This is a genomic window from Streptomyces carminius (assembly GCF_002794255.1).
Classification (GTDB): domain Bacteria; phylum Actinomycetota; class Actinomycetes; order Streptomycetales; family Streptomycetaceae; genus Streptomyces; species Streptomyces carminius.
This window is the reverse complement of the sequence record NZ_PGGW01000069.1, coordinates 681,373-693,575: the sequence shown is the minus strand read 5'-3', so window position 1 is coordinate 693,575 and position 12,203 is coordinate 681,373. Positions and strand designations below refer to the sequence as shown.

The window sequence follows — 12,203 nt, the reverse complement described above, 5'->3', positions numbered from 1 at the left end:
CCGGGCCGCCGCAACCCCACCCCGGGCCCGGCCGCTCCCCCCGGTTACTCCTCCTCCGCCTCCTCGGCGGCGTCCGCATCGGCCTTCGTAGGGTGCACGGTGCCGTGCGGATGCTCGGGCGGGGCGTAGAGGGAGTAGAGCTTCAGCGGCTCGTCGCCGGTGTTGAGCACGTTGTGCCAGGAGCCGGCCGGCACCAGGACCACCCAGTCGGCGCGGACCTCCTCGTCGAAGTCGAGCCGGTCCTTCTCCTGGCCCATCAGGACGCGTCCCCGGCCCGCCTCCACTCGCAGGAACTGATCGCGGTCGGGGTGCACCTCCAGACCGATCTCGCCGCCCGGGTCGATGCTCATCACCGTCAACTGCATCTGCTTCCCGGTCCACAGCGCGGTGCGGAAGGTGTCGTTGGCCAGCGTGGCCCGCTCGATGTCCAGCACGTACGGCCGTGGCCCGTGGTCCCGGTACTCCTCGGCGTTCATGGCGCCTCTCCTTCGGTCGCGTACCGGCATTATCGGTTCCGGTCCGCGTCCGGGCAGCGGGGCCCGGGCTGCTGCCCGATGGTGACGGGTCCTCAGCATGCCTCCGTGCGGCCTTCGTTGCCCTCGCGGGCCGGCCGTCAGGCCATCAGCTCCTTGAGCTGCTCGGTCTCCAGCACGATCCCCACCGGGTCGGGCAGGTGCAGCTCCTCGCCGAGCCCGGCCGTGGAGTGGACGTCCCGGTAGCGGCCCCGGACGGGGCGGGAGTGGACGACGAGCTCCTGCCGCTCCCGGTCGACCAGCAAGTACACCGGGATACCGGCCGCCGCGTACCCGTCGGGCTTCTCGGCGCGGTCCCTGCCGGGCCGGGTGGAGGTGACCTCGACGACCATCAGGACACCGTCGGGGTCGGACCACTCACCGCGCCCGGCGAAGTACCTCTTCGGAGCCAGCACCCCGTCCGGGCGGGCCCGGCCCCGCCCGTACTCCTCCACCACGAGGCCCTGCTCCGGATACAGACGCAGCTCGGGCCGCTGCGCCATACAGCGCTCCAGCAGCCACATGACAATCTCTCCGTGATCTCCGTCCGGCACCGGCTTGACCCTCAGCTCTCCACGCACGAATTCCAGTTTCACCGTCTCCGGGGCGGCGGCTTCGAGCTGCTCGAACTCCGCGACACTCATCTGCACGGAGTCGTTCGTCTGCGCGGACCGATCGATGGCCATGGTCATCACTGGTCTCCTCTCGCCTCCACCGTAGCGGCGCCGTTCGCCCCGTGCGCACGGTAACGGCGGAACCGGAGGGGTGTGCCGCGCCTCGGTGACGTTCACGCGGACGGGTGACGGCCGCCGTCGGGGACCTGCCGTGCCGGGGCGGGCGGGGTCGGGGATGCTTCATCCATGAGCTCCGACATCCCCGCGAGCCCGCCGTCCCCGGCGGCGGACTCCGTGTACCGGGACGCCGACGCCCGCCGGGTGGTCCGGGAGTGGTGCGCCGACCGGCTCGGCCGGTGGCCGGTACCGCACCGGACCCTGGTCCACCCCACAGGGGCCGGGGACGCCCATGTCCTCGTCGCCGGTGAGGCCGGTGAGGCGGCGGGCCGGGCGGACCGGCCCGCGGTGCTGCTGGTGCCCGGCACCAACTTCAGTGCCGCCGCCTGTCTTCCCCTGATCGAAGCGCTGGCGGCGCGAGGGCCGGTGTACGTGCCCGACCTGCCGGGGCAGCCGGGGCTCAGCGCGCCCGGCCGCCCCCGCCGGGACCGTACGGCCTGGTACGGGCGGTGGCTGGCGGAGGTGCTGGATGGCGTGGTGGCGCGGCCGGCCGTCATGGTGGGGCACTCGCTCGGCGGGGCCGCCGTACTGGCCTGCGACTCGCCGCACATGGTGGGACGGGTGGCGCTCTCCCCCGCCGGGCTGGTCCGGCTGCGGGTCACGGGCCGGGTGCTGGGCGCCACCCTGCCCTGGCTGCTGCGCCCCGACGAGGCCCGCAGCGCGGCCCTGCTGCGGGTGATGTCCGGCCCGGGCGCGGAGCCGTCCGCCGAGTCGGCCGAGTGGATGACGCTGGTGGCCCGGAACTGCCGCTCCACTCTCGCCCCTCCCCCGCTGCCGCGCCCGGTGGTGGCGCGGTGCCGCCGGGTGCCGGCCGCGGTGGCCGTCGGCGAGCACGACGTCTTCCTGCCGCCGCGCCGGCTGGTCCCGGCCGCCGGGCGGCTGCTCGGCGTACGCGCCCGGGTGCTGCCCGGGGCGGGGCACCTGCTGCCCGAGGAGCGCCCGGAGGAGCTGGCCGCCCTGGTGGACGAGGTGGTGGCACAGGCGGTGGAGGCGGGGGGCGCCGCCCGCCGCCGGGGCGCCCCGGGCGGGGGCTGACCCGGGGGCGGGGCGTACCGCCTCCGTTCCCGTTCAGTCGGCCGGCGGGAGGTCGCGGGCGGCGACCTTCGCCAGATGCCCGGCGAACACCTGCCGGGCGTCCGGGGTGAGCCGGGCGAGCGCCACCATGGCCGTGACGATCACATCGCACACCTCGGCCCGTACGTCGTCCCAGGTGTGGGAGTGGCCCTTGCGGGGGTTCTGGCCGGTGGCGCCGATCACGGCCTCGGCCACCTCGCCCGCCTCCTCGGTGATCTTGAGGATCTGGAGGATGCGGCGCTGCTCGGCGGGGAGCGTGCTGTGCGCCTCCAGCCGGGCGGTGAGCCGCTCGACGACCTCCCATGCCTCGTCGGTACTGCCGGTGCCGTTCATTTCCCGTCCTCCCTGTGCCGGAAGGACGGGAGACTAGCGGACCCGGTGCGCCGCCGGTGGCGCCCTCAGGTGCGTGCCTCCAGGTCGCGCCGGGTGTCGTCGCCGTAGACGCCTTCCTCGTCGCCGCGGATGCCGTACCACTCCTGGAAACGGGCGACCGCCCGGGCGAGCGCCTCGCCGTAGCGGCCGTCGACGGCGCCCCCGGGGTAGACGTCCGGGACCCGCGACAGCCTCCGCTGGAGTTCCGACACCGCCGGGCCGCTGTCCCCCTGCCGCAGGACGCCGAGGTCCCGATCCTGCGGGGCGAAGGACGGCGCCGCGCCCTCCGGCTGCGGGGGCGCGACGGACGGTGCGAAAGACGGTGCGGGGGGCAGGCCGGGGGCCCGGTCCGGCGGGGCGGGCGTCAGCGCGCCGGTGGCCGCCAGCACGGCGGTCAGGAGAGCACCGGCTGCGGCCACGGCCAGCGCCAGGAGGGCGGGACGCGGCAGGCGGGCGGGACGGCGGACGCGTACCGCACCCCGTCTGCCCCCTCTGCCCCGTGCGCCCCGCCCGCCGCGTGCCGGGCGGCCCCGTCCGGCCCGGCGGCGCGGGCCGACCTGCGGGGATCCGTCGGTACCCGGTGTGCTCAGGGGCCGGGTGTCGTCCGCCGGGCCGCCGGGCTCGCCGTCCGGCGGCCCGTCCTCGCGGCGGAACAGCCGCAGCTCCTCCATCCAGGCGCGGTCCTGCCCGGGCAGCACCTCGGTCGGCTCGACGATCCGGCCGCCGGACGGCGAGTCCGTTTCGGGACGGGGCATACCCCACCCACCTCCTGCTTTTCCCCTGCCCCCACGGCAGGGGATACGCGTCCGGCGGCCCGGATGCTCAACGGGGGACGGAGGGGGCCGAAGGGGCGGTGCCGCGCCGGGCCGGACGGGCAGGTGCCGAACCCGGGCCGCGCCTGAACGTCCACCGCGGCGGCGAGGCCGTCCGGCGGATCGGTGCTCCCGGGTGCCACCGCGTGTCCCCGGGCGCCCCCGTCCGCAACCGGACACCCCGCACTGCCCGGCGGCCGGGCCCGTTGACCGCGGCCCACACGGCATGCCAGCGTGCGTCCGGCGCGATCACACCGGACGCACGCCCGACCAGGGAGGGAACAGATGCGCAACAGGACATCCCGCTTACTGTCCGCGGTGGCGCTGGTCGCCGCCGGGTCCGTGCTCGCCACCGGTACGGCCGGCGCGGTCGGCACCGCCGGCGCGGACCGGGACACCGCCCACCGGACCGCCGCGGAGGCCACCGCGCTCCGGGCCGGGGCGGCCGCCGACCTGACACCGGAGGAGCAGGAGCAGCTCCGCGAGCTCGCGGGCGCGATCTGGACTCCCCAGTTGGCCGCGGGCTGGAACATGAACCCCGCCGTGGCCGACGTCCTGTCGCAGGCCACCGACAGCATCCTGCGGTGCTCCGAGGCGTTCGCCCTGGTCCCCCGGCCCCCGGGGTTCATCCCGGGGGTGAGCTACCTGCTCAAGTACGCCAAGCAGCTCAAGGAGTACTTCCAGGCGGTCTCCCAGAACCGGAGTTATCGGATCTGCGTGGTGAACGCGGCGGCGTCCTACCGCACCGCCGTCGAAATGGCCTCCCTGGGCATCTGACGGCCGAGCGGGGCTCTGGCGGTCCTTGACGTGCTCCCTGGCCCGAAGTCCGGGGAGCACGTCAAGCCACCATTTCCTCCGAGCGTTCCCACAGGCGACGGGCGATTTCGGTGTCGAGCGCCTGTCGATTGACTCGCTTGGCCGGCTTTCGTTTTTCGAAGTAGGTGCCGGACTGCCAGTCGGCGCCGGGCTGCTTCGAAGCGAGCCAGACCAGGCGGGTCGCCCCCTTCTCGGGGGTGATCAGCATGGCCCGGGTGAGGGGGTTGGTGGTGATGAACCTCATCAGCCGACTCCCGGACCGGGTGCCGAAGCTCGTGGCGACGTTGCCGGGATGGAATGCCGCGGCGGAGATGCCTCGGTGGTGGTAGCGGCGGTGCAGTTCCTTCGTGAAGAGGATGTTCTCCAGCTTGGCAGCGGTGTAAGCCCGTACCGGGCTGTAGTTCCGTTCGTGGCTCAGGTCGTCGATGTCGAGCGGGCCGGCTCTGCGCGCACCGACGCTCGAGGTCTGGATGACCGATGCGCCCGAGGCCGCGAGCTTGTCCATCAGCAGCCGCGTGAGCAGGAACGGCGCCAGATGGTTGATCTGGAAGGTCATCTCGAAGCCGTCGACGGTTGTGGTGCGGTCACCGAAGACACCGCCGGCGTTGTTGGCGAGCACGTCGATCCGGCGACAGGCGGCGTCCAGCTCGGCAGCGAGCGCACGCACCTCGTCGAGGCGGGTGAAATCGGCACAGTAGTGATCCGCGCCGATCTCGCGAGCGACGGCCCGGGTCTTGTGCGGGGACCGGCCGACGAGGACGACGCTGTGGCCGTCCCGGTGGAGTTGACGTGCCGCCGCGGCGCCGATGCCGTCGCTGGCGCCGGTGATGACGATTGTTTTGCCCTGTCCCTGGTTCATGTCCTGCCTTCGCTGCCGAGTCCTCCCTGGGCACCGTCAGCGTACGCCATGAATGTCAGCGACTGTCACATACGACTGCGCCTGCTAGTGTGGCCGCACCATGAGCGACAGACAACCCCGGCTCCGGGAGCGCACCCGCAGGGCGGTGCGGAGGGAGATCGCGGAGGCCGCCAACACGCTCTTCGTCGAGCGCGGCTTCGAAGCCACGACCATCGACGACATCGCGTCGGCCGTGGGCATGTCCCAGCGCAGCGTCTTCCGTTACTTCGCCACGAAGGAGGAGATCGTCCTCGGCAAGTTCGACCTCGTCGTGGACGACATGCTTGACGCCTTGCGCGCCCGGCCTTCCGACGAGGCGGTCTGGACCTCACTCCACCGGGTGTTCGGCGTCCTGGTGGCCCTCTCGAAGGCACCGGGCCACGAGGAACTGATGGAGCCCGTCCACCGGATGGTCTTCGAGACCCCCGCGCTGTTCGCCGGTTACCTGCAGAAGCTGCAACACATGCAGGACGCCGTGGTCACCGAACTGCTCGTACGCGCCGAGGCGGCCGGCGCACCCTACGCCCCGGATGATCCGACGCCGCGTGCCCTGACCGCCGCGGCCTTCGGATGCCTCGTGGCCGCGCAGCACTCCTGGCTCGCTTCCGGAGCGAACACCTCCTTCGCCGAGGCCGTCGACCGGGCCATGGCGACACTCGTCCCCCGTGCCTGACCACACCGGACCCGCAGCTCCTGCTCCGCCTGCGACGCCCCATGGCATGACCTGACACCGGCCCGGTGCGGCCGTCAGGACCGGAACGCCCTGGAGCAGCACACGAGGCTCCGCATCCGGAGCCGGCGCCGGCCTCCAGGACGCTCCCCCCGGCGCGCGGGTCGAGCAGGCCCAGGTGGCGGCGGGTGACGGCGGCCGGCGCGCGGGGACGCACCGCACGTCCGTCCGGGCCGTGGAACGCCTGGGCGGGACAGGCGGCGACCGCACGGGCCGGGGCGTCAGCGCCGTGGTGACGGGCATGGGGAGATGCTCTCGGGTCATGTCTTCTTGAGCGCGTCCTCGATGAGGCTCAGCGAGGTGGCGGGGTCCAGTGCCCGGGCGCGCAGGGCGGCGTAACGCTGCTGCAGGGCGCGGACGGTGGCGCGGCGGGTGGTGTACCGGCCGCCGAGGCGGGCGACGGTGGTGCGGGCGCCGGCCGGTTCCAGCAGGGCGAAGGCGCCGTCGGTGCTCGGGTGTTCGGCCAGTGCGGTGGGCAGCACCTGCACCTCCACCTGCCGCGACCGGCCCGCCGCCAGCAGGTGCGCGAGCTGGACGCACAGTACGTCCGCCCCGCCGCAGGGGCGGTGCAGGACGGACTCCTCGATCACACAGCCGAGTTGGGCGGGGAGCGGCCGGGCCGCGTGCGCGGCCAGACGTTCCTCGACCGTCCGCTCGTCCAGCAACGGCCGGGTCGCCTCCAGTACGGCGCGGGCGTAGGCCGGGGTGCGCAGCGGCCCGGGGACGGTCAGGGCGGCGTACTCGTACCGGACGGCCACCTGCCGCGGCGCCCCGCAGGCCGCGCTGCCGATCCGGACGTGCGCCACCAGCTCGGTGAGCGCCGCCAGCGCGCCGCCGGTGTCCAGTGCGGAGTCGGCACCGGTGAGGAATCCCGGCTGCGGCACCCGCCGCCCCTGCTCCACCGCCGCCACCTGCGCGGCGCTGTAGCCGATCCGCTCCCCCAGCTCGCGGCGCTCCAGCCGCGCCCGCCGGCGCAGGATCTTGACCTGCCGTCCCACGCACCGCAGGACGTCCTCTCCGGGCACCTCGCCGGAGACCGTCAGCGACTTCTCTGCCATTCACTTCCCCGTTCCCGTCCCTGTCCCTGTCCCTGCCCCTGTTCGTCGCGGACCGCGTCGAGCGCGGTGGTCCACTCCCGGCCACCGCCGACCGGGGCCAGCCACGCCACCGGCGGCCCGTTCCCCGGCCGGACTTCCGGGCGCAGGTACGCGGCGCCGTCGTCCGGCAGGGGGCAGACCGCCCGCAGGACGCCGGTGCGGCCCGTGGCTACGTCCAGCACCGTGCGCCCGAGCAGCGGATGATCCCGGTGCCCCAGCCCGATGTCCCGCCCGGGCCCGGTCTCCCGCCCGGCCCCCGTCACGGCGCGCTCCGCAGCTCACCGACCTCGGCCCACCAGCGCGGCTCGCGTCTGCCCTCGCACCGCAGCAGGGCCCGCACCGGGCGCTCTATCCCCTCGGTGTGGACGTTGCCGGCGGCGTCGCGGAGGAGCAGGACGACTCCGGTCCGGCCGGTGCCGGTGTCCACGGCGCGGGCGCCGATCGTCAGCCAGGAGGACGCGTCGGAGAGGGCGGGCTCGTCTGTGGTCATGGGCATCGCCGATGTCATCGCCTCGTTCGGGACGGGGAGGCCGACGACTTCTCGTCGACCGGCTTCCTGCCTCAGTCAACGGCCGACCGTCACGCTGAGTGAGGAAAAGGCGAAGCCCTACGGATCATCCCCAAGCGGAAATTTCACCTTTTCGGTTCTACCGAGCGGGGTCACTTGGCTACGGTGAGCGAGTGCAGAGGAATCAGAGCCTCAAGAACCGCATGGCAGAGGCGGGCTTCACCCAGGAGGAGTTGGCCGAGGCGGTGAACACCCAGCTGCGCTCCTGGGGCCACGAAGGAACCGTGAGCGATCGGACGGTGCGCCACTGGCTGGCCGGAAAGACGGTTTGGCCGCACCGTCGGCAGAGGCAGGCTTTGGAAGTGGTGTTCGGCTGTGCCGCCGAGGAGTTGGGTTTCACGCCCCCGGCGGGCGGAGACGGCACCGCCCCCTCATCGGAGCAGGAGGACCCCGTGCGACGTCGTCATTTCCTCACCGCCACCACCGGGACGACCGCGGCGGCCGTCCCCTTGATCGCCGCCGCCCCGCCGCCCTCCGTCGGCACCTCCGACGTGATCCGGCTCCGCAAAGGGCTGGACAAGATCACCGCCCTGGACCAGCGCAAGGGCGGGCACGAGAGTCTGGAGCGCAGGGCGCTGGCCGCTGCCGGCCAGGCGCTGGGCATGCAGGAACGGGCGGCCTCCCAGCGCATCCGGCAGCGCCTGTTCGGTGTGGCCGCCGAGTACACGGCCGCCGCCGGTTGGTCCGCGATCGACGCCCACCATCCGGAACACGCCCAGCGGTATCTGGACCGAGGGCTGTATCTGGCCCGGTTGGCGAAGGACTCCGTCACGGAACTGAAGGTGTGGAACTCGTACGCGTTCCTGGCCCGTCAGCGCCGGAACTACCCCCAGGCCGTGGCCGCCGCACAGGCCGCGCAGGCCACCACCGCCGCCCGCCGCGATCCGCTGCTCGCCTCGCTCGCCCACGCCCGCACCGCGATCGGACACGCCTATCTGAGCGACCGGCAGGCCGCCCTGCGCTCCCTCGGCTACGCCTGGGAGGCCCTCGACAAGGCGTCCCCGGACGAGCCCCGGCCGAGCTGGACCGTCTTCTACGGCCCCGGCGAGTTGCACGGGCTCACCGCGATCGTCCATGACCGCCTCGGCGATCCGGCCAAGTCCGAGGCCGCCGCGCACAAGGACCTGGCAGCCACCCCCGCCTGGTTCCGCCGCAACCGGGCCCTGGCCACGGTGCAACTCGCCATGGCCCAGCTCCACCAGCACGAGGTCGAGCGGGCGTGTGCCACCGCCGAGACGGCCTTCGAACTGATGGAGGGCGATCCCCTGCCCGGCAGGATGCGCTCCCGCCTCGGTGACTTCCACCGCGACCTGCTCACCATCGCCCCCGACTCCGCCACCGCCCGGGAGTGGGCCGACCGCTACCGCACCGAATGGACTCGCGCATGACGATCGCCGCCGATCTGGACCTGCGCCGCCACACCCACGATGACCTGCCGGAGATCCGGCAGATCCTCCTGGACGTGCACGCCGACGCCTACGCCGACCAGATGCACGACCCGTTCGTGCAGCGCTTCTCCTGGTTCGTGGACCACTGGGGCGGCCATCCCGGCTTCCACTGCGTCATCGGCTACGACGGCGACGAACCGGTGGGCTTCGCCTACGGCGCCCCCGCCGCCCCCGGCCGCGAGTGGTGGCGCGAGTTCCTGGACCCGCCGCCCGAGGCGAGCCGCACCTTCGCCGTCTCGGAGCTGATGGTGCGTCCGCGCTGGCGCAAGACGGGCGCCTCCCGGCTGCTGCACCACTCGCTGCTCGTGGGCCGGGACGAGGACCTGGCCGTCCTCTGCGTGGACGTCACCCACCCCAAGGTGCAGGCCCTGTACGAGTCCTGGGGCTACCGGAAGGTCGGCGAACAGCAGCCCTTCGCCGACTCCCCGCTTTTCGCCGTGATGCTCGCCGAACTGCCGCTGCCGGACTGACCCAGGTCCCTCCCGTCCGTTCCGCCCGGTCGCGGGGTCGCGGGGTCGCGGAGGACGAAGACTCACCCGGCTGAACCGTCGGCGAGGACCGCTGCCTGGTTGTTGCGGGGCAGGGGGTTGATGTCGCGCCTACCCGAGAGCAGATGTATGCGGATCGCATATAGTTCGGGGTGTGGAATCAAGCCTTGAGGAATCGATTGACGAGTGGCACGCGAGCGTCAACGCCGGTGACCTGGAGCAGTCTGCGACAGCGGTCGGTGATCCGGTCGTCGTCCTCGGCCCGAAGGGTGCAGGCCCGATCACGCCTGCGCAGTTCGCTGACTGGGTGGAGCGTTCGGGGATCAAGCTGATCCCTCGGTCGTGGCACCCGGTCAGCGAGCGTCTGATGGTGGTCGAGGAAGATGCCACCTGGCCCGAGAGCACGGAGCCCGCGCGGGTGGCGACGGTCTTCCGTGCCTCCGGCGGGAAGGTCACGGCTGCGCTGAGGCTGCCGGACCTCAAGGCTGCTCTCGAGCTGGCCTACATCTGCCGCGAGATGGCAGCAACCGAATGACAGACCGAGGCCCGGGACAGATCCTGTTCCACTTCGTCAGGTACTGGACACGCCGACCTGTCGCAGCAGACACAGGTGGCGAGCAGGGGCGACTCGTGCTGGTCTGCGAGGCAGTCCATGCCCTCAGTCTGCGCGGGACCCCGGCAACGGTGAATGCGATCGCGCACGAGATCGGGATCGACCAGAGCGGCGCTTCACGGTTGATCAAGAGCGGTGCGGCAGCCGGCTACTTGGTCATGGCGGCGTCCGCGGCCGATGGTCGTAGACGCGAAGCATCACTCACTTCCGCGGGCAGGTCCATGCTGGACCAGGCACATCGCTGGCAGGAGGACATCTTCGTTCAGCTGACCACAGGCTGGAGCGACAAGAAGCGCCGCGACTTCCAGCAGGCGATGACCGACCTGATGGAGCGCTCCTACGCGATGGACGCATGAGCCACGCCAATGCCCCGCTGAGCATCGAGGGACGTCACCGCTTGGTCGAGCGTTGTAAGACTCGCCCCATCGCGCACGTGGCCGAAGAGATGGGTATCTCCCGTGCTTGTGCGTCGAAGTGGGTCAACTGGTGGCGTCGTCACGGCGAGGCTGGACTGCGCGACCGCTCATCGAGCCCACGTCGGAGCCCGCACGCCACACCAGCCTGGGTCATCGAGGAGATCGAGCCCTGGCGGCACGAGCACAAGTGGTCGGCCCAGCGCATCACCGATGAGCTCGCCGACCTCGGGTTCGCGGTCTTCCGCCGTGCCCCCACCCGGCACCTGAGCAGACTCGGCCCGGGCAAGCGCAGGTCCATCGACCCTGGTGGAGACAACAACCGCAAGCCCGGGAAGATCACCGCCCGCCGGCCCGGCCACATGGTGCACCTGGACGTGAAGAAGGTGGGCATGATCCCTGACGGCGGCGGCCGGCGCGTCCATGGCTGCGTCGGCGACCAGGCCAAGACCGTCGGTCAGCAAAGTCAGCTGGCGCAAAACGCGGCTTAGTCGCCGCCACCACCGCCGCCCCCGCCGTCGCCGCCACCGCCCCCGCCATCGCCACTCCCGCCGGAGTCGCCGCCGTCACCGCCGTCCGTACCCCAGCCGTCGCCACCGCCGGGCTCGTTGTCCTCGCCTTCTCTGCCCAGGTTGCTGAACCAGGGACGGCCCCAGTCGTCGTCGACGGCGACCGGCTCCCCCTCACGTTGCGGGCGCCGCCGCGCCCGGAACCGCGCCAGGCCCGTGGTGTCCCCGAGACCGAAGGCGACGGCGAAAGCATGCGCCATGACGGCGTCCAGCGGGTCCGGGCTCTCGTACCGCACGGAGGCCAGCGGCACCAGGACCGTGCCCGGCTCGACCGCCGGCCGGCGCGGGGGCCTCGTCAGGAGGGCGACACGCCGTTCGTCGCGCAGCAGCCACGAACTCACCGCGTTCTCCCGCCGCAGCACCCAGTGCTGCCCGGGCAGCCGCACCTCCACCGAACTCCTGGACTTGCGCAGTCTCTTCCTGAGTGCGAGCTGCGCCGGGACATCGCCGACGGTCAGAAGCAGACCCTTGGACGGGTCCGGGGAGTCGTGGTGAAAGCCGCGCGGCGCCCGGATCCGTACGACGGGAGCGTGCGGCCCCCACACGTCCACGCGCACCAGACGCCGGTCCACGGCGACGGTGACCGGCCTGGCGGGTCCCGGCGCGTTCCGCCGCGCCATCCACAGCGGTACACCCTCGGCGCGGGCCTGTGCCGCCAGGGCGGCCACCTGGTCAGGACCGCCGCACTGCCGTACTGCCAACTCGCCCAGACGGTGGGCGAACTCGGCGGCCTGGCGTGCCTTCACCGGCGTGGCGGTCCCGGTGACGCGTGTCACCGGGACGACGCCGGCCCCGTCCGCCAGCCGCTCCAGCGGGCGTTCCGCTCCACCGCCCCCGAGCCAGCAGCCGCGCTGGAACGCCTCGGCCATGGCTGCGAGGTTCAGCTCGCCCAGCGGCGTAGTCCTGCCGCCCCGGCGCAGGCCGGTCTCGGTCAACTCCACGGTCCGCGCCAGCGGGTTCCACGACCGCTCGCCATAGAGCACCTGACTCACAACGACCCCC

The 12,203-nt window shown here is 72.8% G+C and carries 17 protein-coding genes; 8 read left to right on the top strand and 9 right to left on the bottom strand.

The annotated features are described in order from the left end of the window. Nucleotides 1–44: 44 nt before the first annotated feature. Together CUT44_RS30110 and CUT44_RS30105 are read right to left on the bottom strand one after the other, a co-directional pair. Nucleotides 45–476: a cupin domain-containing protein gene (locus CUT44_RS30110; protein ID WP_100205083.1), complete on the bottom strand. Its 432-nt coding sequence runs from the start codon at nt 474–476 to the stop codon at nt 45–47. Nucleotides 477–613: 137 nt separating this feature from the next. Continuing rightward, on the bottom strand, nt 614–1,204 hold the full coding sequence (locus CUT44_RS30105; protein WP_233221763.1) for a Uma2 family endonuclease: 591 nt from the start codon (nt 1,202–1,204) through the stop codon (nt 614–616). 168 nt (nt 1,205–1,372) lie between these two features. On the opposite strand from CUT44_RS30105, the gene CUT44_RS30100 reads away from it, so the two are divergent. Beyond that, on the top strand, nt 1,373–2,338 hold the full coding sequence (locus CUT44_RS30100) for an alpha/beta fold hydrolase (RefSeq protein WP_100205082.1): 966 nt from the start codon (nt 1,373–1,375) through the stop codon (nt 2,336–2,338). Between the two features lie 33 nt (nt 2,339–2,371). On the opposite strand, the gene CUT44_RS30095 is transcribed toward CUT44_RS30100, so the two are convergent. Together CUT44_RS30095 and CUT44_RS30090 are read right to left on the bottom strand one after the other, a co-directional pair. Next, complete coding sequence (locus tag CUT44_RS30095) at nt 2,372–2,710, bottom strand: MazG-like family protein (protein WP_100205081.1); 339 nt, start codon at nt 2,708–2,710, stop codon at nt 2,372–2,374. 65 nt (nt 2,711–2,775) lie between these two features. Then, nucleotides 2,776–3,504 carry a peptidoglycan-binding domain-containing protein gene (locus CUT44_RS30090; RefSeq protein ID WP_233221762.1) on the bottom strand — a complete coding sequence of 243 codons (729 nt, stop codon included), beginning with the start codon at nt 3,502–3,504 and terminating at the stop codon, nt 2,776–2,778. 342 nt (nt 3,505–3,846) lie between these two features. On the opposite strand from CUT44_RS30090, the gene CUT44_RS30085 reads away from it, so the two are divergent. Then, the gene (locus CUT44_RS30085; protein ID WP_100205080.1) at nt 3,847–4,338 is read left to right on the top strand and encodes a hypothetical protein; all 492 of its coding nucleotides are present in this window, start codon (nt 3,847–3,849) and stop codon (nt 4,336–4,338) included. Between the two features lie 61 nt (nt 4,339–4,399). On the opposite strand, the gene CUT44_RS30080 is transcribed toward CUT44_RS30085, so the two are convergent. Further along, nucleotides 4,400–5,236, bottom strand: a complete 837-nt coding sequence (locus CUT44_RS30080) for an SDR family NAD(P)-dependent oxidoreductase (protein WP_100205079.1) — start codon at nt 5,234–5,236, stop codon at nt 4,400–4,402. Nucleotides 5,237–5,336: 100 nt separating this feature from the next. On the opposite strand from CUT44_RS30080, the gene CUT44_RS30075 reads away from it, so the two are divergent. Beyond that, on the top strand, nt 5,337–5,948 hold the full coding sequence (locus tag CUT44_RS30075; protein ID WP_100205078.1) for a TetR family transcriptional regulator: 612 nt from the start codon (nt 5,337–5,339) through the stop codon (nt 5,946–5,948). Between the two features lie 317 nt (nt 5,949–6,265). Here CUT44_RS30075 and CUT44_RS30070 read toward each other — a convergent pair whose 3' ends face one another. From CUT44_RS30070 to CUT44_RS30060, 3 genes are read right to left on the bottom strand one after another with little or no spacing between them, the layout of a single operon-like run. Continuing rightward, a complete protein-coding gene (locus CUT44_RS30070) occupies nt 6,266–7,063 on the bottom strand; it encodes a DUF5753 domain-containing protein (RefSeq protein ID WP_100205077.1) in 798 nt (265 codons plus the stop codon). Next, nucleotides 7,045–7,365 (bottom strand): hypothetical protein, encoded by a 321-nt coding sequence (locus CUT44_RS30065; protein ID WP_199185887.1) that lies wholly within the window; start codon nt 7,363–7,365, stop codon nt 7,045–7,047. Before CUT44_RS30065 ends, CUT44_RS30070 begins: the two co-directional genes overlap by 19 nt. Then, nucleotides 7,362–7,598: a hypothetical protein gene (locus CUT44_RS30060; protein WP_100205076.1), complete on the bottom strand. Its 237-nt coding sequence runs from the start codon at nt 7,596–7,598 to the stop codon at nt 7,362–7,364. The genes CUT44_RS30065 and CUT44_RS30060 overlap by 4 nt, the downstream gene beginning before the upstream one ends. 185 nt (nt 7,599–7,783) lie before the next feature. On the opposite strand from CUT44_RS30060, the gene CUT44_RS30055 reads away from it, so the two are divergent. The 5 genes from CUT44_RS30055 to CUT44_RS30035 all read left to right on the top strand — a co-directional run bounded on the left by CUT44_RS30055 (nt 7,784) and on the right by CUT44_RS30035 (nt 11,123). Then, entirely contained in the window at nt 7,784–9,058 is a 1,275-nt protein-coding gene (locus CUT44_RS30055) for a helix-turn-helix domain-containing protein (RefSeq protein ID WP_100205075.1), read from the top strand. After that, nucleotides 9,055–9,588 carry a GNAT family N-acetyltransferase gene (locus tag CUT44_RS30050; protein ID WP_100205298.1) on the top strand — a complete coding sequence of 178 codons (534 nt, stop codon included), beginning with the start codon at nt 9,055–9,057 and terminating at the stop codon, nt 9,586–9,588. The genes CUT44_RS30055 and CUT44_RS30050 overlap by 4 nt, the downstream gene beginning before the upstream one ends. Before the next feature lie 172 nt (nt 9,589–9,760). Continuing rightward, nucleotides 9,761–10,141 carry a hypothetical protein gene (locus CUT44_RS30045; RefSeq protein ID WP_100205074.1) on the top strand — a complete coding sequence of 127 codons (381 nt, stop codon included), beginning with the start codon at nt 9,761–9,763 and terminating at the stop codon, nt 10,139–10,141. 95 nt (nt 10,142–10,236) lie between these two features. Further along, nucleotides 10,237–10,575 carry a MarR family winged helix-turn-helix transcriptional regulator gene (locus CUT44_RS30040; protein ID WP_233221761.1) on the top strand — a complete coding sequence of 113 codons (339 nt, stop codon included), beginning with the start codon at nt 10,237–10,239 and terminating at the stop codon, nt 10,573–10,575. After that, nucleotides 10,572–11,123 (top strand): helix-turn-helix domain-containing protein, encoded by a 552-nt coding sequence (locus CUT44_RS30035; RefSeq protein ID WP_199185886.1) that lies wholly within the window; start codon nt 10,572–10,574, stop codon nt 11,121–11,123. Before CUT44_RS30040 ends, CUT44_RS30035 begins: the two co-directional genes overlap by 4 nt. On the opposite strand, the gene CUT44_RS33675 is transcribed toward CUT44_RS30035, so the two are convergent. Further along, nucleotides 11,120–12,193: a hypothetical protein gene (locus tag CUT44_RS33675; RefSeq protein ID WP_199185885.1), complete on the bottom strand. Its 1,074-nt coding sequence runs from the start codon at nt 12,191–12,193 to the stop codon at nt 11,120–11,122. The two genes, CUT44_RS30035 and CUT44_RS33675, sit on opposite strands and share 4 nt — an antisense overlap. Nucleotides 12,194–12,203: the final 10 nt, after the last annotated feature.